This window comes from Pseudomonas sp. GYB4201 (assembly GCF_056312595.1).
Genome location: NZ_JBWGIG010000017.1, coordinates 73,281 through 95,395, shown reverse-complemented (window position 1 = coordinate 95,395; position 22,115 = coordinate 73,281). Strand labels below are relative to the sequence as shown.

Genomic DNA, 22,115 nt, shown 5'->3' with positions numbered 1-22,115 from the left:
CTCGCCACCGTATCCTGCGGATGACTTGCCAAGGAAGCGCTATCCCATGTCCCAGAGCACTGCAACGCCCGAAACATGGAAGGTCGACCACCTTCCGGGCACCCCGTTGGGCTTCGTCCTGCTGTTCCTGCGCCGTTTCAAGGGCTGGTACCTGGCCATCCTGCTGCTGCAGATTGGCGCAGCCGTGTGCACGATCCTGGTCCCCTGGGGGCTGGGGCGCCTGACCGGGCTGATCAGCCACCTGGCCGATATTCACCAGGCCTTCGACGTTCTGCAAACGCCGCTGCTGCTGTTCGCCGGTCTGCTGGTGACGGAAATGCTCATGCTGCGCATCGGCAACGGCTGCCACATCCACGTGGTGCCTATCCAGCGCCGCGCGGTCACCCAGACGCTGTTCGCCTACCTGCAGCAGCACTCCCACCGCTTCGTCAGCAGTAAGTTCGCCGGGGCCCTGGCGCACAAGGTGTCGGAGGTGTCGATGGGGGTGAACATGACCATTGCCATCGTCCTGTTCGACCTGATTCCGGTGGTGGTCACCCTCAGCGTCTCGGTGCTGTTGCTGTACCTGGCCGCCCCGGCGCTGGGCCAGTTCATGCTGGTGTGGGCGCTGCTGTTCACCGGCATCAGTTACTGGCTGGCGCGCCGCAGTCAACCGCTGGCGCAGCAGTTTTCCTCGGCGCGCAGCCTCAGCAACGGCAAGGTGGTGGACGCGGTCAGCAACCTCACCAACATTCGCCTGTTCGCCCGCCACGCCTATGAATACGACTACCTCAACGGCTACCTGAACCGCGAGATGAAGGCCGCCTACCGGGCCTTCATCTACATGGAGAAAATCCGCTGGCTGCTGTCCGGGCTGGGCGTGGCGCTGAAGCTGGGCATGGTGCTGCTGGCCCTGTACCTGTGGCGCGCCCAGCGCCTGGACCTGGCCGGTTTTGTCATGGCCACCAGCTTGTCGTTGCTGATCGTCAACGACGTGGGCAACCTGGCGCGGCGGCTGCTGGATTTCTTCGAGGCCGCCGGCAACATCGCCAACGGCGTACGCACCCTGGTGCGCCCCCACGAGGTCACCGACCAGGCCACTGCCGGGCTGCTGCAAGTGAAGCGCGGCAACATCGAATTTCGCGACGTGACCTTCGGCTACCGCCCCGGGCAGGCGATTTTCCAGGGCTTCAACCTGACCATTCCGGCGGGCCAGCGCGTGGGCCTGGTGGGCTCTTCGGGTTCGGGCAAGTCGACCCTGCTGAGCCTGCTGCTGCGCCTGTACGACGTGCAGGGCGGCGCGGTGCTGATCGATGGTCAGGACGTGCGCCAAGTCACCCAGCATTCCCTGCACGGGCAGATCGGTCTGATTCCCCAGGAGCCGGGGCTGTTCCACCGCACTATCCGTGAAAATATCCATTACGGCCGCCTGGACGCCAGCCACGAGGAGCTGGACGCCGCCATCCACCGCGCGGGCGCCCAGGGCTTCATCGGCGAGATGGAGCACGGCTACGAGTCGCTGGTGGGCGAGCGCGGGGTGAAGCTGTCGGGCGGGCAGCGGCAGCGCATCGCCATCGCCCGGGTGATCCTCAAGGACGCGCCGATCCTGGTGATGGACGAGGCCACCTCGAGCCTGGACTCCATCACCGAGCGCTTCATCCAGGACAAGCTCGACGAGATCATGGACGACAAGACCGTGCTGGTGGTGGCCCACCGGCTGTCGACGGTGGCACATCTGGACCGCATCCTGGTGCTGGACCACGGGCGGCTGGTGGAGGATGGCAGCCATGAGCAGCTGTTGGCCCAACGCGGGCACTACTTCCGGTTGTGGAGCCGCCAGGCCCAGGCCGAGGTAGAACTCACCTCTTGAGAATCGCGATGCCTGCATCGCGACCAAGGTCGGCTCCTACCGCGTGCGTGGTAGGAGCCGGCCTTGGCCGCGATGACGCCGGATCGTTCCACGCGCAAGCACATCGATATATTCTTTGCAGGAATATCAAAAGCACAATCAATTCCTTTTGATTTTAACCGGGCTGGGGCACAGTAAACCCATCGCGGCACTGGGCCGCAGCTTCCATCACAAGGGAATCGTGCCATGACCATCAAAGCCATCAACGTACGCAACCAGTTCAAAGGCGTGATCAAGGAAATCATCGAAGGCCCGGTGGTGTCGGAAATCGACGTGCAGACCGCTTCGGGCATCGTTACCTCGGTGATCACCACGCGCTCCATCCATGAGCTGGAACTGAAAGTGGGCAGCGAAGTGATCGCGTTCGTGAAGTCCACCGAAGTGTCCATCGCCAAGCTCTGACCCAGCTCCCGGCAGCTATCCATTGACCGCGCGGCGCCACGAGACGAAGATCGTGGTGCAGCGAGGCACAAGGAGGCTGGCCATGAACAAATTCGCCCATTACGCGCGCAACCCCAGTGGTCGCGACTTTGCCGTGGGCGATATCCATGGCCACTTCGGCCGCCTGCAAGCCACCCTCGACCGCGTGGGCTTTGACCCGGCCACCGACCGCCTGTTCAGCGTTGGCGACCTGGTGGACCGCGGCCCGCAAAGCGAAGCGTGCCTGGAGTGGCTGGACCGCCCCTGGTTCTTCGCCGTGCAGGGCAACCACGAGGCCCTGGCCATCCAGCACCAGGCCAACATCAGCGTCGACGAGCGCATGTACCGCGCCAGCGGCGGCGCCTGGTTCATTGACGCCAGCGCGGAAAAACAGCAGCTCTACGCCCAGCGCTTCAGCCAGCTGCCGGTGGCCCTGGAAGTGGAGACCAGCCGCGGCCTGGTGGGCCTGGTGCACGCCGATTGCCCGTTTCCCACCTGGCGCCAGTTGCGCGACTTCCTCCAGCACCGCTGGCCCGGCGAAACCTACACCGACGAGGGTTGCCAGTGGTCGCGCGCGCGCATCAAGCGCGGCGACGGCAGCGGCATTCGTGACGTGCGCGCGGTGATCGTCGGCCACACGCCGCTGCGCCGGCCGCGGCGCCTGGGCAACGTCTGGCACATCGACACGGCGGGCTGGAGCGAAGGCTATTTCACCTTGATGGAGCTGGGTGCCCTGGAGCCTTTGAACGTACCTGCCCCCGTGGCGCGCTAAGCGTCACACCTGCTGCGGCTCTGGCTGCACCTGGCGCTGGGGTTGCGGGGGGTAGAGGCGGTTGCGGCCGTGGTGCTTGGCCTGGTACAGGGCCTGGTCGGCCGCCTGGATCAGCAGGTGCGGCTGGGTGTCCTCGCCCTCGGGCACCCACACGTGCACGCCGGCGCTCAGGGTCACCAGGCCACCGTCGTTGCCGGCATGGTGGATGGTTAGCTCGCGCACCCGCTCGAGAATATTGTTGGCCACCAACCAGGTGCCGGCCCAGTCGCTTTCCGGCAGCACCACCAGCAGCTCCTCGCCGCCGTAGCGCACCACCAGGTCGCTGCTGCGGCCCACGCAGTCCAGCACCGCGCGGCCCACGGCGCGCAGGCACTGGTCGCCGGCGGGGTGGCCGTACAGGTCGTTGAAACGCTTGAAGTGGTCGACGTCGAGCATGATCAGCCCCAGCGGCTTGCCGTTGCGCCGCGCGCGGCCGATCTCGTGGGGCAGGGCGGCGTCCAGCTGGCGACGGTTGGCCAGGCCCGTGAGGGCGTCCTGCATGGCCAGGATCTCCAGCGCCGCGTGGGCGTTGCGCAGCTGCGCCTCGGTGCGCTGGCCGTGGCGCAGCTGGCGAATCAACGCCACGCCGAACACCGACAGCGCCGCGCCCACCACCAGGATGAACGCCGCCGAGCGCAGCAGGTTGGCGTGCCAGGTGGCATAGATGGCGTCCTTGGACTGGGCGGCCTCCACCACCAGCGGGTATTTGTCCAAGGACTTGTAGCTGAACAGCCGCGACACGCCGTCGATCAGCGACGGCATCATGCTGCTGCCCGAGGGCTGGTTGGGCAGCAGTTCGCTGAACACCCGGCCCTTGGCCAGGCTGGTGCCGATCACGTGCTCGTCGAAGGGCCGCCGGGCCAGCACTGTGCCGTTGGCCAGGGCCAGCACGATCACGCCCTGACGGTCGAGGTCGAAGGACTGGTAGAAGCGGTTGAAAAATTCCAGGTCCAGGGTCGCCAGGGCCACGCCGGCAAAGGCGCCGTCCGGGCCTTCGATGCGCCGTGACACGGGGATGATCAGCTGGTTGTTGGTGCGGCTGCGAATCACCGGGCCGATGTGCACGGCGTTGCCGCGGTTGAAACGGTGGAACTGGAAGTATTCGCGGTCGGCGTTGTTGACCCCGGCCGGGTCGACGTCGTTGGAGGTCACCAGCCAGCGGCCGTCCTTGTCGTAGATGAACAGGCCGTGCAGTTGGGTGAGTTCGTGGGTGCGCGCCTGCATCAGGCGGTGCAGCCGGGCCAGTTGCGCCGGGCCGGTGCCGTCGGCCTGGACCCGTTCGGTGAGGTCGGCCAGCACCGAGTCGGCTTCCTGCACGGTGCTTTCGGCGTGCTGGGCCAGGGAGCGGGCGAGGTTGGCGGTGTGGGTCTGCGCCACCCGCAGCGCCTGGGTGCGGGCGGTCCAGCTTTGCCAGGTGTCCAGGCCCAGCAACGACAGCAGCACCAGGGCCATGAAGCCGATGGCCAGGCGCTGGGCCGAGGGCCGAGCCTTGAGGATGATGCGCTGCTGCAGATTGTCCAGCATCGGCGGCCATATGAGCGAATGGGCGTCTGCCCAGTGTAGCAGCGGCCACGAGGCGCGGTATGCCTGGGAATACGCGGCGCCTGCGGACGCGGCCTGGCGGCCGCTGCTACGGGGCGTGGTTATCCGCGTAGCAGCTGCCGAAGGCTGCGTCCGGCCACGACGCGGTATCCCTGGGAATACTCGGCGCCTGCGGACGCGGCCTGGTGGCCGCTGCTACGGGGCGTGGTTATCCGCGTAGCAGCTGCCGAAGGCTGCGTCCGGCCACGACGCGGTATGCCTGGGAATGCGCGGCGCCTGCGGACGCGGCCTGGCGGCCGCTGCTACGGGGCGTGGTTATCCGCGTAGCAGCTGCCGAAGGCTGCGTCCGGGCACGACGCGGTATGCCTGGGAATGCGCGGCGCCTGCGGACGCGGCCTGGTGGCCGCTGCTACGGGGTGCAGTGTTACGGGTAATGGTGGAAACCGCGGCCGGCCTTGCGGCCCAGGTACCCGGCGGCGACCATTTCGCGCAGCAGGGGGGCGGCGCGGTATTTGCTGTCGCCGAAGCCTTCCAGGAACGCGTCCATGATCGCCAGCAGGGTGTCCAGGCCGATCAGGTCGGCCAGGGCCAGCGGGCCGATGGGCTGGTTGCAGCCCAGGCGCATGCCAGTGTCGATGTCCTCGGCGCTGGCCAGGCCTTCGCTGAGCACCAGGATGGCCTCGTTGATCATCGGCACCAGGATGCGGTTGACCACGAAGCCCGGGCGGTTGCCGGCGCTGATGGCGGTCTTGCCCAGGCGCCCGCTCACGTCCAGGGCCAGGGCATGGGTGGCGTCACTGGTCTGCAGCCCACGGATCACTTCCACCAGAGCCATCATCGGCACCGGGTTGAAGAAGTGCAGGCCGATGAAGCGCTCCGGCGCGTTGACGCTGGCCGCCAGCTGGGTCACCGACAGCGACGAGGTGTTGGTGGCGATGATGCACTGCTCGCTGACCTGCTCGGCGATTTGCTTGAGGATCTTCACCTTGAGCCCGAGGTTCTCGGTGGCCGCCTCGATCACCAACTGGGCCTCGGCGAGCCGCGCATAGTCGGTGCTGGTGGCGATGCGGGCCAGGGCCTGGTCGGCCTGCGCCGGGGTCAGGGTCTGCTTGCTCACCTGGCGTTGCAGGTTCTTGCCCAGGGTGGCCAGGCCCTTTTCGAGGGCGGCGTCGCTGATGTCCAACAGGGTGACGCGGTAGCCGGAGAGGGCGCACACCTGGGCGATGCCGTTGCCCATGGTGCCGGCGCCGATGACGGCGATGTGTTGCACGGTCATGTCATGTTCCTTCAATTAAACGCGTTCGAACAATACGGCGATACCCTGGCCGCCACCGATGCACATGGTCGCCAGGCCATAGCGGCCCTGGATGCGGTGCAGTTCGTGGATGGCCTTGGTGGCGATGATCGCGCCGGTGGCGCCCACCGGGTGGCCCAGGGAGATGCCCGAGCCGTTGGGGTTGACCTTGGCCGGGTCGAAATCCAGTTCCCGGGCCACGGCGCAGGCCTGGGCGGCGAAGGCTTCGTTGGACTCGATCACGTCCAGGTCCTGCACCCGCAGGCCGGCCTTGAGCAGCACCTGGCGGGTGGCGGGAATCGGCCCCAGGCCCATCAGCGCCGGCTCCACGCCGGCGTGGCCGTAACCCACCAGCCGCGCCAGGGGCACAAGGTTGTGGGCGCGCACGGTCTCGGCGGTGGCCAGCACCAGCGCGGCGGCGCCGTCGTTGAGGCTGGAGGCGTTGCCCGGGGTGACGGTGCCGTCCTTCTTGAACGCCGGTTTCATCTTCGCCAACTGCTCGGCGTCCACGGAGCGCACGTTCTCATCCTCGGCGAAGGTCACCGGGCCTTTGCGCGTGGCAATCTCGATGGGCACGATCTGCGAGGCAAACCGCCCCTCGGCAATGGCGCGGGCGGCGCGTTGCTGGCTGACCAGCGCCAGTTCGTCCTGCATCTGCCGGGTGATGCCGTACTTTTCGGCAATGTTCTCGGCGGTGATGCCCATGTGAATGCCGGCGAACGGGTCGTGCAGCACGCCCAGCATGTAGTCCAGCGCCTGGATATCGCCCATGCGCGCGCCCCAGCGGGTCTGCTGCAGGAAGTACGGGCCACGGCTCATGGACTCGACGCCGCCGGCCAGCACCGCGCCGGCGTCGCCCAGCAGCAGGCTCTGCGCCGCCGAAACGATGGCCTGCAGGCCGGAACCGCACAGGCGGTTGACGTTGAATGCAGGGGTTTCTTGAGGAATGCCGGCGTTGACCGCCGCCACCCGCGACACGTAGGCGTCGCGTGGCTCGGTAGGGATCACCGTGCCGAACACCACGTGGCCGATGTGCTCGGGGGCCAGTTTGGCCCGCTCAAGGGCGGCGCGGGCCAGGTCGGTGGCCAGCTGGGTGGGCGGTACATCCTTGAGCGAACCGCCAAAACTGCCGATGGCCGAGCGCGCGGCGCTGACCACGAAGATTTCCGGGGTGGACATGGGGAGGGCTCCTGACTGGGCGTGTTGTTTTTTGCCCAGTCTAGAGCGCTTAGAGGGGATTTGTCTCTTGCGGAAACTCAGCGGTCCGGGAGCGAACTGCCAGTCAGGCCTGGGGCACCATGGCGAAGCCCACGCCGAAGCGGTTCCAGGCATTGATCGTGGCAATCGCCAGGGTCAGGTTAGCGACTTCCGCTTCGTCGAAGTGTTCAAGCAGCGCTTCATATTGATGCTGTGGCGCGTGATGAATGGACAACTGCGTCAGGCTCTCGACCCAAGCCAACGCCGCACGTTCGCGTGGTGTAAAGAACGGCGTTTCTTCCCACACGGTCAGGGTCTGCAACCGGGCTTCGGTTTCGCCGGCCTTGCGCGCATCGTTGGCGTGCATGTTCACGCAATAGGCGCAGCCGTTGAGCTGCGAGGCGCGCAGGCGCACCAGTTCCAGCAGCGAGTTTTCCAGGCCGGACTTGGCCAGGGCCATCTCCAGGCCAACCATGGCCTTGTAGGCGTCGGGTGCGACTTTGGCCCATTCGATGCGCTTGTTCATTTCGGTGTCTCCGGGGTAGGTGGTGTGTGGGAGCTACCTTAACGCTCAGGCCAATTGCACCGAATAGCCAATGCGGCGCTTTACCGGGGGGCCAATTGCTGGAAGATGTCGCGCACCCGATCCAGGGCCGGGTCGATGTCCAGCAGGTCGATGGCGCCAAAGCCCAGCAACAGGCCTGGCACCGGCGTTTGCCGGCTGTAGAACGGGGTGATCGGGTACAGGCCCACCTCGGCCTGCCGCGCGACCTTGATCAGCACGCCCAGGTCGGCGTCCGACTGGCTCAGGGCGGTCAAGTGGTAGCCGGCAGTGGCTGGCACGGCGGCCAGCCAGGGCGCCAGGTCACCGGCCAGGCGCTGCAGAATGCGCTCGCGGCGGGCGCTGTACACCTCGAAGCAACGGCGCACGTGCTTGAGCAGTTCGCCCTCGCTGATGAACTTGGCCAAGGCCCATTGGCTGAGGGTGGGCGTGTGCCAGTCGGTCAACTGCTTGGCCACTTTCACCGCTTGCAAAATGGCCGCCGGCAGCACCGCGTAGCCCAGGCGCAGTTCGGGCAGCAGGGTCTTGGAGAAGGTGCCGATGTAGGCCACCAGGCCGTAGGGGTCCAGGCTCTGCAGCGAGTCCGTCGGTGGCCCCTCGTAGCGGAACTCGCTGTCGTAGTCGTCCTCGATGATGATCGCCCCCAGCTGTGCGGCGCGGGCCAACAGTGCCTGGCGGCGGGCGAGGCTCATGGGCATGCCCAGCGGGAACTGGTGCGAGGGGGTGACGTAGATCAGCCGGGTGCCCTCGGGGATCAGCTCTACGCACAGGCCTTCATCATCCACCGGCACGTCCACCACCTCGGCGCGCTGGGCGGCGAACAGCTGGCGGGCGAAGGGGTAGCCGGGGTCTTCCATGGCCACCTTGCAACCGGGCTCGATCAGCACCCGGGCGATCAAATCCAGGGCCTGCTGCGCGCCGTTGGTGATCAGCACGCTGTCGACGCTGGCGCGCACGCCGCGGGCAAAACCGATGTGCCGCGCCACCGCTTCACGCAGTTCCGGCAGGCCCTGGGGGTCGCCGTGCAGGGCGCGGGAGCGATTGAACTGGCGCAGGGCGTAGAGGGTGCAGCGCCGCCACTGGTCGAAGGGGAAGTGGGTTTTCAGCGACGCACCACCGATGAACTCATAGCGGGCGCGGCCCTGGGCGGCGGCGTGGCTGAGTGGCATGGGCATGTCCCGCCACAGCGCCAGCACGGCGGCGCTGGCCAGCGGCGAGGCTGGCTGTACTTCTGGCTGGGTGATGGGCCGGGCGTTGACGAAGGTGCCGCTGCCCACGCGGCCGCTGAGCAGGTTGTCGTAGGTCAGGCGCGAATAGGCATCGGCCACGGTCTTGCGCGACACGCCCAGCTGCGTGGCCAGCAGGCGCGTGGGCGGCAGCTGGGTGCCGGCGGCCAGGCGACCGCTGTCGATGGCGTCGTACAGCTGGCGGTAGAGTTGCTCGCCCAGGTCCTTGCGGGTGGGGAAGGTGATGTGCAGTTCCATGGGGGCAGGCAGGCAGCGGATGATCCCGCCATCGTAGCAGCTGCCGAAGGCTGCGTCCGGGGGCGGTCCTGCGTTGCTCCGGGACGCGGCCTCTGGCCGCTGCTACAGGTGCGATGTGCGCAGGATTTCGCGTAGCCGCTGCCGCCAGGCTGCGCTGGCCCCTGAGTTCACTGAAGGTCTCCAGCGAGGGTGAATGCCTGCGCAGCCTGCGGCAGCGGCTACAAATTCGCGTAGCAGCTGCCGAAGGCTGCGTCCGGCGGCGGTCCTGCGTTGCTCCGGGACGCGGCCTTCGGCGGATGGCCGCCCCGCCGCTGCTACCGGTGCGATGTGCGCAGGATTTCGCGTAGCCGCTGCCGCCAGGCTGCGCTGGCCCCTGAGTGCACTGAAGTTCTCCAGCGAGGGTGAAGGCCTGCGGCAGCGGCTACAGATTCGCGTAGCAGCTGCCGAAGACTGCGTCCTGCGGCGGTCCTGCGTTGCTCCAGGACGCGGCCTTCGGCCGCTGCTACGGGCGTTAGCGGCTCAGTCCCATTGGGGGGCGACGCTGGCGGGGCTGGTGAGGCGTTCGCCGCGGTCCAGGGCGGCGATCGCGGCCAGGTCGGCGTCGCTCAGGCGCAAGTCAGCGGCGGCCAGGTTGCTGGCCAGGTTGTCGCGGCGGGTGGAAGAGGGGATCACCGCATAGCCCAGCTGCATGGCCCAGGCCAGGGTGACCTGGGCGGTGGTGGCCTGGTGGCGCGCGGCGATGGCGGCGATCACCGGGTCATTGATGACCTTGCCGTAGGCCAGGGTCATGTACGAGGTGACCTGGATGCCCTGGCTGCGCGCGAACTCGGCTACCTTGCGGTTCTGCAGGTAGGGGTGCAGCTCGATCTGGTTGGTGGTGATCTCGCCGGCGCCGACCACGGCGATGGCTTGCTGCATCAGCTCAATGGTGAAGTTCGACACGCCAATCTGGCGGGTCAGCCCCAGCGCCTTGGCCTCGGCCAGGGCGGTCATGAATTCGCGCACGGCCACGGCGTTTTTCGGCGATGGCCAGTGGATCAGGGTCAGGTCGACATAATCGGTGCGCAGCTTGGCCAGGCTCTCGCGCAGGCTGGGAATCAGCTTGTCGGCGGCGAAGTTGTCGACCCAGATCTTGGTGGTGATGAACAGCTCGTCGCGGGGCACCTGGCTGTCGGCGATGGCCTGGCCGATCTCGGCCTCGTTGCCGTAGATCTGCGCAGTGTCGACGGTGCGGTAGCCCAGTTCCAGCGCGGTGCGCACCACGTCGATGACAACCTGGTCTTTGAGGCGGAAGGTGCCGAGGCCGAAGGCGGGGATGCTCATGGGGCGTTTCCTGTGACAGGTGATGGGGAATAGGCGGCCAGTATCCAGACCACGCGCTGGGGGAAAAATAGCCGCCCCGGCATTTGATATTTGCTTGATAGTCACGAATGGCTGCGCGACGGCGCCCCGCAGCGACGTAACCGCGCATAAACAAAACGCATGCCCCCCTCAAACGAACGCATTTCCCCAGCAAAATCCATCCATGCAAACCTCGTTCGACATAAAAACAACAACGAGGTACACCCATGAAATGGCTTGGCAAGCTATATGTCCAGGTGCTCATCGCCATGGCCCTGGCCATCGCCCTGGGGCTGCTGGCACCGGAGACCGCCGTGCAGATGAAGCCCCTGGGCACGGCGTTCATCGCCCTGTTGAAGATGCTGCTGGGGCCGATCATCTTCTTCACCGTGGTCCACGGCATCGCCCACATTGGCGACTTTCGCCGCCTGGGCCGCATCGGCATCAAGACCCTGGTGTATTTCGAGGTGGTCAGCACCCTGGCCATGCTCACCGGCTTCGTGGTGGTGTCGCTGGTGCGGCCCGGTGACGGCCTGCACCTGCACATGGCCGACACCCTGACCGGCGAGGCGGCCGGGCAAACCGCTGCCCTGGCCGCCGACAGTTTCAGCCTCAGCCACTTCATGCTGTCGATCATCCCGCGCACCCTGGGCGCGGCCTTCGTCGATGGCGAGATCCTGCCGGTGCTGTTCGTCTCGGTGCTGGTGGGCGTGGCCCTGGCCCAGTGTGCCAAGCCCGACTGGGTGGGCCTGCGCCTGCTCAACGAAGGGCAGGTGGTGATCTTCAAGCTGCTGGGCTACATCATGCGCCTGTCGCCCCTGGGGGCGTTCGGCGCCATGGCGGCGGCCGTGGGCAGCTATGGGCATTCGACGCTGCTGTACCTGCTGCGCTACGTGCTGACCTACTACGCCAGCGTGCTGATTTTCATCTTCCTGGTCCTGGGCAGTGTCGCGGCGCTGGCGGGGTTCTCGCTGCTGAAGATTCTGCGGGTGATCAAGGAAGAAGCGATCATCGCCATGGGCACCGCCTCCAGCGAAGCGGCGTTCCCGCGGCTGGTGGACAAGCTCAAGCAGGCCGGTTGCGATGAAGCGGTGGTGGGCTTCGTGCTGCCGGCCGGCTACAGCTTCAACATCGACGGCGCCTGCCTGTACATGGCCTGCGGCCTGGGCTTCCTGGCCCAGGCTACCGACACCTCGTTGTCCTGGGGCCAGCAGCTGAGCCTGCTGGCGGTGATGCTGCTGACCTCCAAGGGCGGCGCCGGCTCGGCCGGGGGCGCGGTGATCAAGCTGGCCGCCACCCTGCAGACCGTGCGCGTGCTGCCCATGGGCGCCGTGGGCTTGCTGTTCGGCATCGACCGGGTGCTGGCCATCGCCACCTCCACCACCAACGTCATCGGCAACAGCGTGGCGGTGTTCGTGATCTGCCGCTGGGAAAAACTCTTCGACCGCCAGCGCTTCGACGCCTACCTCGCTACCCCTGAACGCGCCGCCACGGCGCCCGTTGCCACCTTGCCAGAGAGCTCAAAATGACAGACCACAGCCTTCGCATTGCCCTGATCGGTTTCGGTGAAGCCGGCGGTATTCTTGGCCACGACCTGGCGGCCCAGGGCCTGGCGGTGCGTGCCTGTGACCGCCTGGGCGAGGCCCTGCGCGCCAAGGCCACGGCCAGTGGCGTGGCCCTGTTTCATACGGCCGCCGAAGCCATTGCCGGCGCCGACCTGATCATCAGCGCCGTCACCGCCGGCTCCGCCCTGGGCGTGGCCGAGCAGGTGGCCACGCTGATCGCGCCGGGGCAGGTGTTCATGGACATCAACTCGGTGGCGCCCAACACCAAGCGCAGCGCCTGCGCGGCCATCACGGCCGCCGGCGGCAGCTACCTCGACGCCGCGGTGATGGCGCCGGTGCCACCGCAACGGCTGCAGACGCCGATCCTGCTCGGCGGCGAGCGCGCCGAGGAAGTGGCCGGCTGGTTGGCGCCGTTGGGTTTCAATGTGCGCGTGGTCGCCGAGGAGGTGGGCGTGGCCTCGGCCATCAAGATGTGCCGCAGCGTGATGATCAAGGGCCTGGAGGCGCTGACCACCGAGTGCCTGTCCACCGCCCGCCAATATGGCGCCGAGGACGCGGTGCTGGCGTCGCTGCACAAGAGCTTCCCCAGCATGGGCTGGGACGCCGAGCTGCCGCACTACCTGATCAGCCGCGTGGCCGAGCATGGCCGCCGGCGTGCCGAGGAAATGGAAGAGGTGGCCAAGACCGCGGCCGATGTCGGCGTGGCGCCGAACATGAGCTTGGCCATTGTCGCTACCCAGCGTGGGTTGGTGGAGCGCATGGCAGCGCAGGGCATGACCTACGCCGATACGGTGCCGTTTGATTGGACGCGGTTGGTGGATGCGCTGCTCGACTGACGCAGCTCACTGCTTGGGCAGGAACGGCGCCAAGGCCGGGTGCAGGCGCCGGGCATCCCCCAGGGTGCGCAACTGGGCCTTGGCCGCCTGCCAGTCCTGGGGCCGTGGCGCACGGCCGCTGGCCTCGATGTTGGCCATCATCAGCACCGCGCGCTGCTGGTCGTGCAGCGGCGTGGCGTCAGGCATCGGCTGCGCTGCCAGGCCGGCCACGGCCGCTTGCAACTGAGCGATTTCTGCCTTCAGCGAGGGCCAGGGCCTGGGCTGGGTGAGCGGCAACACCGGCGCCAGGGTCGGCGCGGCGGCAATGCGCGGGCTGGGCAGCTGTTGTTTGAACGCGGTTTGCAGGCCCAGCCAGTCGCGCACCGTGGCCAGCACCGAGGTGTGGTCGAACGGCACCCCCGTGGCGCTGCGGAACACGGCGCCCTGGGGCGTATAGGAAGACATCACAATGGCCGGCACGCGCACGCCGAAGCGGTCGAAGGCGAACGGCTGGCCATCGGTTGGCGCCGTGGCATAGGGCAGTGGCGGCTGCGCACCGGAAGGTGGTTGCACGTGGTCGAACGTCCCGCCATGTTCGTCGAACAGCAGCACGAACAAGGTGCGATCCACCTTGGGACTGCTGGCGATCATCTCGTAGACCTGGGCCAGCAGCAGTTCGGCCGGGCGCACGTCGTAGGGCGGGTGGTAGCTGCGGTCGTGCCCCAGGTTTTCCGAGAGGCCGAAGCTGGGTTCCAGGAAGGTCAGCGGCGGCAGCGTACCTTGGCTCACGGCGTGCTGGAATTCGTCCAGCTTGCCGAAGTTGTGCGTGTTGTCGAAGTAGTTCTCGGCGAACAATGTCTTGACCAGGGAGGGCAGGGTGCCGGCGTTATAGACCTTCCAGTCGATATTCTGGCTGCCCAGCACGTCGAACACCGTGGTCAGCTTCCACGGCCAATGGTCATTGTTGACCTGGCCGAACGAAGAGCCGGTCAGCAGGAAACTGCGGTTGGGCCAGGTCTGGCTGGGCACCGAGGCGTGCCAGGCGTCACTGACCGCGAACGCCCTGGCCAGCTTCGACAGCACCGGCAACTGCGCAGGGCTATAGCTTTGCATGATCTGGCCGGTATCGGTGGGTGTGCTGGGCAGGCTGGCGTAATCCTTGAGGAACCCGCCCATGTTGTTCGCGACTTGGGCGCTGACGTGGTCGAACTCCTCGCCCGGGTCGGGCGTGGGCACCGTCCAGCCGCTGGCACCGCAGCACGCCGCCAGCGGCATGCCGCCATTGACGCCGGGCGCGGTATTGCTGGCGGGGCTGTAGGCCAGCCCGCGGAAATCGGCGTTGGCCGCCGGTGGAATGTTAAGCGCAGGCGGGTGTGTGGGGCTGTAGAGGTAGCCCAGCACGTTATCGAACGAGCGGTTTTCCATCATCATCACGATCACGTGGTCGATCTGCGCCAGCGCCCGCTGGCCGATGGAGAATTGCACGTTGTCGTAGCCCAGGCCCTGGCCCTGGTAGGTGCCAGTGATGCTGTAGTGGCGGTTGTCCTGGCCTACGAAGTCGAGGCTGACGTTGGCGTCGCCGGACCATGGAGTGCTGTTTCCGCCAGCGCTGATGCGGATCAGGATCGTGCTGCCGGCAAAGGTGCCGGTCAATTGCGCCTGCAGTTGCACCGCCACGTCGCCCAGGGTCAGGGTGCTGGTGAAGAGCCAGGTCTGGCCGTCGGTGATCCCTTCGTCGCGGTTCATCCACCACACCGGCTGGTGCAGCAGGGGCGGCAGCTGGGTGTTGTTCACGCCCCAGTCGGCAGTGCTGAGGGCGGGGCTGACCACTGTGGTCATGGCCAGCGCCGAATCGAGGTTGTTGATCAGGTAGACTTGGGTCGTCATGACGGCTGCTCCGGGTGGAACAACCAGCATAGATCACGGGGGTTCAGGCTTGGTTGTACGATGACTGACCGTCTGTCGTGCGTTGGCAGGCAGATGTGGAATTAACCAAATAGTACATGTAAAATCGCCAGCATTCGGCCAACAGAGCCGCAGGAGCACGCCTCCTTCCTTCTTATAAAAAAGCCCGTCCATGCGACGGGCTTTTTCGTTTCCGCTTTTTGATTCACAGCCGCGCACGGACTGCGCCCCCCTGTACCTTTTAGAGAGACTGAAAACCCATGCTGCGCCTGGTCCTGCTTTTCCTGTTGCAAACGTTCCGCCGCCTGTTCAGCGGCACCTCCGTCAGCCCGCGCGCCGAACTGCAGGGCGCCCACGAAGAACACGACGAAGGCCGCTGGACCGCCACCTCCATCGCCATCATCTGCGCCCTGGTGCTGTACATCATCGGCGGCTTGGGGCTGTACGGCAAAACTCACATCTGGGATACCCTGACCCCTGCGCAGAAAGACTTCATCGTGCAGTCGATGATTACTGACCAGCAGGTGCTTTAAGCGCGCTTTCGGTGCGCCAGCACGCGCCCCAGAACGGGTAGTCGGCGGGACACACCACGATCCCGGCGCGAATCGGATTGGCGACCACATAACGGGCCATGCGCATGAGATCCTCTTCATGGCGCAGGGCATGGTCGTGATAGCCCCGTTGCCAGACGGGGCCCGTGGTGCCCCCAGCGCGATTGATACCAAGCGTTGATCGAGACTTAAGGCGCCCCATCAGCCCAGCCAGGGTGCCTTGGCGCAGCTCTGCCAGCCAATGTAGATGGTCAGGCATCAGCACCCAGCAGAGGGTGCGTGCGGCTTGCTCGCGCTCGGCTGTTTTGATGGCATCTATCACCGGGCATGCAAGGTGCCGGTGTGTGAAGAGCGTCTTGCGATCAAGGGTGACCGTGGTCAACAGGTACACGCGATTCAATTCCGAGAAGCGACCGTTCCGCAGGTTGGGTGATTTGTGCATGGGGGAGTGCCTCCTTGGCAAAACCCAAACCTAGTGCATGCGGGCGCGTCGCGTGGCGTTGAATAGCTTCCGATTATTGCCGGCTCGGCGATTCGCGGTGGCTGCCTCTACCCCGGTTGGCGGTTGGCCACGACGCTGATTGCATGACCGATTGATTCGCGGTGTGTGCATCGCGACCAAGGTCGGCTCCTACCACGGTGGGCGGTAGGAGCCGGCCTTGGCCGCGATGGCCACGACGCCGGTTGCATGGCAGGTTCAGTCGCGGCGGCTGCATCGCGACCAAGGTCGGCTCCTACCACGGTGGGCGGTAGGAGCCGGCCTTGGCCGCGAAGGCCACGACGCCGGTCGCATGGCAGGTTCATTTGCGGTGTGTGCATCGCGACCAAGGTCGGCTCCTACCACGGTCGGCGGTAGGAGCCGGCCTTGGCCGCGACGCCGGTTGCATGGCAGGTTCATTTGCGGTGGCTGTATCGCGACCAAGGTCGGCTCCTACCCGGTGGGCGGTAGGAGCCGGCCTTGGCCGCGATGGCCACGACGCCGGTTGCATGGCAGGTTCAGTCGTGGTGTATGCATCGCGACCAAGGTCGGCTCCTACCACGGTGGGCGGTAGGAGCCGGCCTTGGCCGCGAAGGCCACGACGCCGGTTGCATGGCAGGTTCATTTGCGGTGTATGTATCGCGACCAAGGTCGGCTCCTACCACGGTGGGCGGTAGGAGCCGGCCTTGGCCGCGATGGCCACGACGCCGGTCGCATGGCAGGTTCATTTGCGGTGTATGTATCGCGACCAAGGCGGATGGCCGCCCCGTGGCTCCTACCGGCTCGACTTCAACCCACTGCGCCGCCCGTGCCGCTCCAACGCCAATTCAATCAACCGGCTCACCAGCTCGGTATAGGTCATGCCCGCCGCCAGCCACAGCTGCGGGTACATGCTGATGCGGGTGAAGCCGGGCAGGGTGTTGAGCTCGTTGATGATCACCTCGCCGCTGTCGGTCAGGAACACGTCCACCCGCGCCAGGCCGCTGCAGCCCAGCACCTGGAACGCTTCCACCGCCAGCGCGCGAATGCGCTCGCTGGCCGCTGCGGGGATGTCTGCCGGCACCAGCACCTGGGCGGCATCGCCGTCGATGTATTTGCTGTCGTAGGAATAGAAGCCGCCCTTGACCACGATCTCGCCGCAGCCGCTGGCCAGCGGCTCGTCGTTGCCCAGCACGGCGCATTCTATTTCGCGGCCCTTGACCGCGGCTTCCACCAGCACTTTTTCATCGAAGGCCAGGGCCAGTTCCACGGCCTGCCAGTAACCGGCCTCGTCCTCGACCTTGCTCACGCCCACCGACGAGCCCAGGTTCGCCGGCTTGACGAAAAGCGGCAGGCCCAGCTCGGCCTGCACCTGGGCGAAGTCGCGGCGGCGGGCGGTGGCGCGGTTGAGGCTGATGAAGGGGGTAATGGCCAGGCCCGCGTCGCGCAGCAGGCGCTTGCTGACGTCCTTGTCCATGCACACCGCCGAGCCCAGCACATCAGAGCCCACGAAGGGCAGGTCGGCCATGCGCAGCAGGCCTTGCAGGCAGCCGTCCTCGCCCTGGGTGCCGTGCACCACCGGGAAGATCACGTCGATGTGCGCCAAGGGCGAGGCGCCGGTTTCCACCAGCTGGTGCTGGGCCTTGCCGGGCACCAGGGCCAGTTCGCGGTTGGAGCGGTTGAGGGCGATCAGCGCCGGGTCTTCCTGGTTCAGCAGGTAGTTGGAGGCATCATTGAGGTGCCACTGGCCGTCCTTGTCGATGCCGATCAGCACCGGCTCGAAGCGCTCGCGGTCCAGTGCCTCGACGATGTTGCGCGCCGACTGCAGCGACACTTCATGCTCGGCCGAACGGCCCCCGAAAATTACCCCTACGCGCAGCTTGGCCATGATGGTTCCCTTGATGAATGCGAGGCCCTGGCAGGCACTGTTACAATAGCTGCAAGAATGCATTGTCAAAGCCGATTTGTCCTCAACGCCGGACAGGCATAATCTGACGCACTGAATTGTCATCTTCAACACAGGATTTCCGATGTCCCAGTTCCCTATCGCTCGTCCACGGCGCCTGCGGCGTTCCGAGAACCTCCGTTCGCTGTTCCAGGAAACCGAGTTCAGCCTGGACGACCTGGTGCTGCCGATTTTCGTCGAGGAAGAAATCGATGACTTCGTGCCGATCACCAGCATGCCGGGCGTGATGCGCATTCCCGAATCCAAGCTTGCCGGCGAGATCGAGCGCTACGCCCGCGCCGGCATCAAGTCGGTGATGACCTTCGGCGTGTCGCACAAGCTGGATGCCGACGGCAGCGACACCTGGCAGGAAAACGGCCTGGTGTCGCGTATGGCGCGCATCTGCAAGGACGCCGTGCCGGAAATGATCGTGATGGCCGACACCTGCTTCTGCGAATACACCTCCCACGGCCACTGCGGCGTGCTGTGCGACCACGGCGTGGACAACGACGCCACCTTGCGCAACCTGGGCAAGCAGGCCGTTGCCGCCGCCCGCGCCGGTGCCGACTTCATCTCGCCGTCGGCGGCGATGGACGGGCAGGTGCAGGCCATCCGCAGCGCCCTGGACGAGGCGGGCTTCATCGACACCTCGATCATGGCCTATTCCACCAAGTTCGCCTCGGCCCTGTACGGCCCGTTCCGCGAAGCCGGCGGCTCGGCGCTCAAGGGTGACCGCAAGGCCTACCAGATGAACCCGATGAACCGCCGCGAAGCCGTGCGCGAGTCGCTGATGGACGAGCAGGAAGGCGCTGACGCCATCATGGTCAAGCCGGCCGGTGCGTACCTGGACATCATCCGCGACATCCGCGAAGCCTCGCGCCTGCCGCTGACCGCCTACCAGGTGAGTGGCGAATACGCGATGATCAAGTTCGGTGCCCAGGCCGGTGCCATCGACGAAGCCCGCGTGGTGCGTGAAAGCCTGGGCGCCATCAAGCGCGCCGGTGCCGACCTGATCTTCACCTACTTCGCCATGGACATCGCCCGCGACGGCATCTGATGGGCTTCCCGTAGCAGCTGCCGCAGGCGGCGTCCGGCCCCACCGCATTCCGACTTAATGGCTGCGGTGGTGGGGGACGCAGCCTGCGGCAGCTGCTACGGGGGTGGGCTTTTTCGTTTTGGGGGAATAGCCTTTTCATCCTGCGGAATAATCATTCCGCATCTGTGTGTGACAATTGCAGCTTCACCATCCAAGAGGCATTCGATGGACACTCTGCAAAATATGCGCACCTTCGTCTGCGTCGCCGAGGCTGGCAGTTTCAGCCATGCCGCCAAACAACTGAACGTGGCCGTGGCCACCGTCTCGCGCAGCGTCGCCGCGCTGGAGACACACCTGCGCGCCCGCCTGCTGAACCGCAGCACCCGCCACGTCGCCCTCACCGAAGTGGGCCAGCGCTACCTGGCCCGCTGCGAACAGATCATCGCCCACGTCGACGAAGCCGAAGTCGAAGCCGGTGACACCCAGCTGCGCCCCAGCGGCCGCCTGCGCGTGCATTCGATGATGGGCGTGGGCCGCCACTACGTGGTGCCGGCCATTGCCGACTACCGCCAGCAATACCCCGACGTCAGCTTTGAACTGACCATGGCCAACCGCATGCCGGACCTGATCGAGGAGGGCATCGACGTCGCCATCGTGCTGGCCCCGCAACTGCCCGACTCGGGCTACGTCAGCCAGCGCATCGGCCAGTCCTACAGCGTGCTGTGCGCCTCCCCCGACTACATCGCCCGCCATGGCGCACCGGCCACGCCCCAGGCGTTGCAGCGCCACGAGTGCCTGCGGCTGGTGAACCCCAGCAGTGCCAGCAACCAGTGGGAGTTTCATGGGGACGAGGACGTGCAGCGCATCACCCTGGGGCCGTCGGCGTTCCAGGTGAACATGGGCGATGCCATGATCGAGGCGATCGAATCAGGGATGGGGATAGGCTCGCTGCCGGTGTTCTCGGCCCAGAAGGGCATCGACAATGGCAGCCTGGTGCGGGTGTTGCCGCAGTATCGGTTGCAGTGCTTGAACGTCTATGCGGTGTACACCAACCGGCGCTACCTGGATGCCAAGATCAAAGTGCTGATCAGCCATCTGCGGGCGGTATTGCCGGGTGGGCAGGCGTCGTTGCAGTAGGCGTCAGTCTTGGGCGCGGGTGTGCTGCGAAGCCACCAGCGCCCGGCGACGGGCCTGACCACGGCGGTACTCGCGGCGATGATCGACGGCAATGCCGCACGAAATCAACAGCAGCAGTGCGTAGGCGACGAGACGAAGCATGGGCGTTCCTTACAGGTTCTTTCAATCCGGCGCTACTCTACCAACGGCTAGGGTGCGACGCTAGGTCGCAGGTCGTAAGTCTGTTTTCCAAATCAGGTAACAATCGCCCCAATCAGGCCCTCCACCTTCGCGTAGCCGCTGCCGCCAGGCTGCGCTGGCCCTGCGCCTCGCTCTGGATCTGCAGTGCACACGAGGGGCACCGCAGCCTGCGGCAGCGGCTACGCGAAGGTACTGCGGCGACAAAACAGCGCAAAACGGCGTGTAACGGACAACCCATACCGCCCAGCTCCCAATAACCGCCCCAGCCATAGGCGCCCACCCCCGCGCCCGCTACCATCAACGCCATCCCTACACGGCTGGAGCCCTGCATGTCGTTGCCTGAAACACCCCTGGCCACTCGTTCACCGGTGCGCGCCACCGCCGCCCTGGTTTTCGTGGTACTGCTCACCGGCATCGGCGCCGGCCTGGGCGGCATGCTGCTGGCGTTGCTGCTGCACGGCATCCAGCACCTGGCCTACGGCTACAGCCAGGACCACCTGGTGGGCCATGAAAGCTTCCTGTTCGGCGTAACCGCCGCCGCGCCCGAGCGCCGCGTGGCTGCCCTGGCGCTGTGCGGCCTGGTCGCAGGGCTGGGCTGGTACCTGCTGTACCGCTTTGGCAAACCCTTGGTCAGCATCAAAAAAGCCGTCAACACCGCCGAAGCGCGCATGCCCGGCAAGGCCACCTTGGTGCATGTGTTGCTGCAGATCATCACCGTGGCCCTAGGCTCACCCCTGGGCCGCGAAGTGGCGCCCCGCGAACTGGGCTCGCTGATCGCCGACCGCCTTTCGCGCTGGAGCGGCCTGGACAGCGACACCCGCCGCCTGATGATCGCCTGCGGCGCCGGCGCTGGGCTGGCGGCGGTGTACAACGTGCCGCTGGGCGGTGCGGTGTTCGTGCTGGAAGTGTTGCTGGCAAAATTCGCCTGGCGGGAGGCAATCATTGCCTTGGCCACCTCGGCCATCGGCGCATCAGTGGCCTGGCTGGGCCTGGGCGCGGAGGCGCAATACACAGTGCCGGCGTTCGTCGTCAGCCCTGGCTTGATCACCTGGGCCGTACTGTGCGGGCCGTTGTTCGGCCTGGCCGCCTACGGTTTCACGCGCTTGACGGGGGCCGCTCGCGAGCGCGCGGCGCGCGGCTGGCAACTGCCGCTGCTGTCGCTGCTCAACTTCACCCTGATTGGCTGCCTGGCCATCTACCTGCCGCAGGTGCTGGGCAACGGCAAGGGCCCGGCGCAGCTGGGCTTCGACGACCAACTCACCATTGGCCTGGCGGCGGTATTGCTGCTGGCCAAACTGGTGGTCACCAGCAGTAGCCTGCGTGCCGGTGCCGAAGGCGGCTTGCTAACCCCGGCGCTGGCCTGCGGTGCCTTGCTGGCTGTGATACTGGGCGGCGGCTGGAACCTGCTGTGGCCCGGCGTGCCCCTGGGCGCGTTCGCCATTGTCGGTGCGGCGGCGTTCCTGTCGTCCTCCATGAGCATGCCGCTAACGGCTATCGTGCTGGTGGTGGAATTCACCCGCATCGAGCACGATTTCCTGGTGCCGATCATTTTGGCGGTGGTGGGGTCGGTGTGCGTCAGCCGCTTGTGTGCACGGCTGGCTGCGCGCTGATCAGCCCTTGTCGCAGCTGTCGCCCAGGCGGGTGTAGTTCAGCTCGTGCTGTACGCCCTTGCTGTCGATGTAGGTCATGTGGCCTTGCACCGGGCCACACTGGTTGCCGGGCGCGGTGTTCATGCGCACCACCTTGGCAATGTCCAGGTCCTGGGAGTAGTCATAACCAGCGCTGGCCTGGGTTTGTACGGCGGCCTGCACCGGTGCCGCTTCGGCGGCGTGGGTGAAGGAGCTGAACGCGGCCAGTACGGACAGCGCGAGTGCGATCAGGTATTTCATATCAAGGCCCTCCATTCGGGTATGGCGCCATTCTACGAAGGCGCCATGCCGGGGTTGAAATGGAGGGTGTCGATATCAGGCATCAGTGAAAGTGAT

General features: G+C 66.2%; 20 protein-coding genes. 9 read left to right on the top strand and 11 right to left on the bottom strand.

From position 1 onward, the window contains the following. Positions 1–46: 46 nt before the first annotated feature. The 3 genes from AC0Z2B_RS17680 to AC0Z2B_RS17670 all read left to right on the top strand — a co-directional run bounded on the left by AC0Z2B_RS17680 (position 47) and on the right by AC0Z2B_RS17670 (position 3,080). Entirely contained in the window at positions 47–1,849 is a 1,803-nt protein-coding gene (locus tag AC0Z2B_RS17680; protein WP_476298348.1) for an ABC transporter ATP-binding protein, read from the top strand. A gap of 225 nt (positions 1,850–2,074) precedes the next feature. Beyond that, positions 2,075–2,290 (top strand): TOBE domain-containing protein, encoded by a 216-nt coding sequence (locus tag AC0Z2B_RS17675; RefSeq protein ID WP_008370939.1) that lies wholly within the window; start codon positions 2,075–2,077, stop codon positions 2,288–2,290. An 82-nt stretch (positions 2,291–2,372) separates the two neighbouring features. Then, positions 2,373–3,080, top strand: a complete 708-nt coding sequence (locus AC0Z2B_RS17670) for a metallophosphoesterase (protein ID WP_416424452.1) — start codon at positions 2,373–2,375, stop codon at positions 3,078–3,080. Positions 3,081–3,083: 3 nt separating this feature from the next. Here the strand turns inward: AC0Z2B_RS17670 and AC0Z2B_RS17665 are convergent, their stop codons facing one another. The 6 genes from AC0Z2B_RS17665 to dkgB form a co-directional block, all read right to left on the bottom strand. Further along, the gene (locus tag AC0Z2B_RS17665) at positions 3,084–4,643 is read right to left on the bottom strand and encodes a sensor domain-containing diguanylate cyclase (protein ID WP_476298346.1); all 1,560 of its coding nucleotides are present in this window, start codon (positions 4,641–4,643) and stop codon (positions 3,084–3,086) included. 442 nt (positions 4,644–5,085) lie between these two features. Next, entirely contained in the window at positions 5,086–5,937 is an 852-nt protein-coding gene (locus AC0Z2B_RS17660) for a 3-hydroxybutyryl-CoA dehydrogenase (RefSeq protein WP_476298344.1), read from the bottom strand. Positions 5,938–5,952: 15 nt separating this feature from the next. After that, positions 5,953–7,134 (bottom strand): acetyl-CoA C-acyltransferase family protein, encoded by a 1,182-nt coding sequence (locus tag AC0Z2B_RS17655; RefSeq protein ID WP_476298342.1) that lies wholly within the window; start codon positions 7,132–7,134, stop codon positions 5,953–5,955. Positions 7,135–7,237: 103 nt separating this feature from the next. After that, positions 7,238–7,678, bottom strand: coding sequence for a carboxymuconolactone decarboxylase family protein (locus AC0Z2B_RS17650; protein ID WP_476298340.1), 441 nt, complete (start codon positions 7,676–7,678; stop codon positions 7,238–7,240). An 80-nt stretch (positions 7,679–7,758) separates the two neighbouring features. Next, the gene (gene pdxR, locus AC0Z2B_RS17645) at positions 7,759–9,198 is read right to left on the bottom strand and encodes a MocR-like pyridoxine biosynthesis transcription factor PdxR (RefSeq protein WP_476298338.1); all 1,440 of its coding nucleotides are present in this window, start codon (positions 9,196–9,198) and stop codon (positions 7,759–7,761) included. A 519-nt stretch (positions 9,199–9,717) separates the two neighbouring features. Continuing rightward, positions 9,718–10,521: a 2,5-didehydrogluconate reductase DkgB gene (dkgB, locus tag AC0Z2B_RS17640; RefSeq protein WP_476298336.1), complete on the bottom strand. Its 804-nt coding sequence runs from the start codon at positions 10,519–10,521 to the stop codon at positions 9,718–9,720. 245 nt (positions 10,522–10,766) lie between these two features. Here dkgB and AC0Z2B_RS17635 point away from each other — a divergent pair, with 245 nt between their 5' ends. Together AC0Z2B_RS17635 and AC0Z2B_RS17630 are read left to right on the top strand one after the other, a co-directional pair. Further along, complete coding sequence (locus AC0Z2B_RS17635) at positions 10,767–12,068, top strand: cation:dicarboxylate symporter family transporter (protein WP_476298335.1); 1,302 nt, start codon at positions 10,767–10,769, stop codon at positions 12,066–12,068. Next, the gene (locus AC0Z2B_RS17630) at positions 12,065–12,940 is read left to right on the top strand and encodes an NAD(P)-dependent oxidoreductase (RefSeq protein WP_476298333.1); all 876 of its coding nucleotides are present in this window, start codon (positions 12,065–12,067) and stop codon (positions 12,938–12,940) included. Before AC0Z2B_RS17635 ends, AC0Z2B_RS17630 begins: the two co-directional genes overlap by 4 nt. Before the next feature lie 6 nt (positions 12,941–12,946). On the opposite strand, the gene AC0Z2B_RS17625 is transcribed toward AC0Z2B_RS17630, so the two are convergent. Further along, positions 12,947–14,806, bottom strand: a complete 1,860-nt coding sequence (locus AC0Z2B_RS17625) for an alkaline phosphatase family protein (protein WP_476298332.1) — start codon at positions 14,804–14,806, stop codon at positions 12,947–12,949. Positions 14,807–15,084: 278 nt separating this feature from the next. Here AC0Z2B_RS17625 and AC0Z2B_RS17620 point away from each other — a divergent pair, with 278 nt between their 5' ends. Beyond that, positions 15,085–15,357, top strand: coding sequence for a hypothetical protein (locus AC0Z2B_RS17620; protein ID WP_416424441.1), 273 nt, complete (start codon positions 15,085–15,087; stop codon positions 15,355–15,357). On the opposite strand, the gene AC0Z2B_RS17615 is transcribed toward AC0Z2B_RS17620, so the two are convergent. Together AC0Z2B_RS17615 and ddlA are read right to left on the bottom strand one after the other, a co-directional pair. Beyond that, a complete protein-coding gene (locus AC0Z2B_RS17615) occupies positions 15,335–15,817 on the bottom strand; it encodes an REP-associated tyrosine transposase (RefSeq protein WP_476298330.1) in 483 nt (160 codons plus the stop codon). The two genes, AC0Z2B_RS17620 and AC0Z2B_RS17615, sit on opposite strands and share 23 nt — an antisense overlap. Before the next feature lie 811 nt (positions 15,818–16,628). Beyond that, positions 16,629–17,720 carry a D-alanine--D-alanine ligase gene (gene ddlA, locus AC0Z2B_RS17610; protein ID WP_476298328.1) on the bottom strand — a complete coding sequence of 364 codons (1,092 nt, stop codon included), beginning with the start codon at positions 17,718–17,720 and terminating at the stop codon, positions 16,629–16,631. A 142-nt stretch (positions 17,721–17,862) separates the two neighbouring features. Between ddlA and hemB the strand changes: the two genes are divergently transcribed. Further along, positions 17,863–18,834, top strand: a complete 972-nt coding sequence (hemB, locus tag AC0Z2B_RS17605; RefSeq protein WP_416424438.1) for a porphobilinogen synthase — start codon at positions 17,863–17,865, stop codon at positions 18,832–18,834. A 204-nt stretch (positions 18,835–19,038) separates the two neighbouring features. After that, positions 19,039–19,950, top strand: coding sequence for a LysR family transcriptional regulator (locus AC0Z2B_RS17600; protein WP_416424437.1), 912 nt, complete (start codon positions 19,039–19,041; stop codon positions 19,948–19,950). A gap of 3 nt (positions 19,951–19,953) precedes the next feature. Here the strand turns inward: AC0Z2B_RS17600 and AC0Z2B_RS17595 are convergent, their stop codons facing one another. Further along, on the bottom strand, positions 19,954–20,091 hold the full coding sequence (locus tag AC0Z2B_RS17595) for a hypothetical protein (RefSeq protein ID WP_416424436.1): 138 nt from the start codon (positions 20,089–20,091) through the stop codon (positions 19,954–19,956). 368 nt (positions 20,092–20,459) lie between these two features. On the opposite strand from AC0Z2B_RS17595, the gene AC0Z2B_RS17590 reads away from it, so the two are divergent. Next, the gene (locus AC0Z2B_RS17590) at positions 20,460–21,740 is read left to right on the top strand and encodes a chloride channel protein (RefSeq protein ID WP_476298326.1); all 1,281 of its coding nucleotides are present in this window, start codon (positions 20,460–20,462) and stop codon (positions 21,738–21,740) included. On the opposite strand, the gene AC0Z2B_RS17585 is transcribed toward AC0Z2B_RS17590, so the two are convergent. Continuing rightward, the gene (locus tag AC0Z2B_RS17585; protein WP_416424434.1) at positions 21,741–22,019 is read right to left on the bottom strand and encodes a DUF2790 domain-containing protein; all 279 of its coding nucleotides are present in this window, start codon (positions 22,017–22,019) and stop codon (positions 21,741–21,743) included. Positions 22,020–22,115 lie beyond the last annotated feature (96 nt).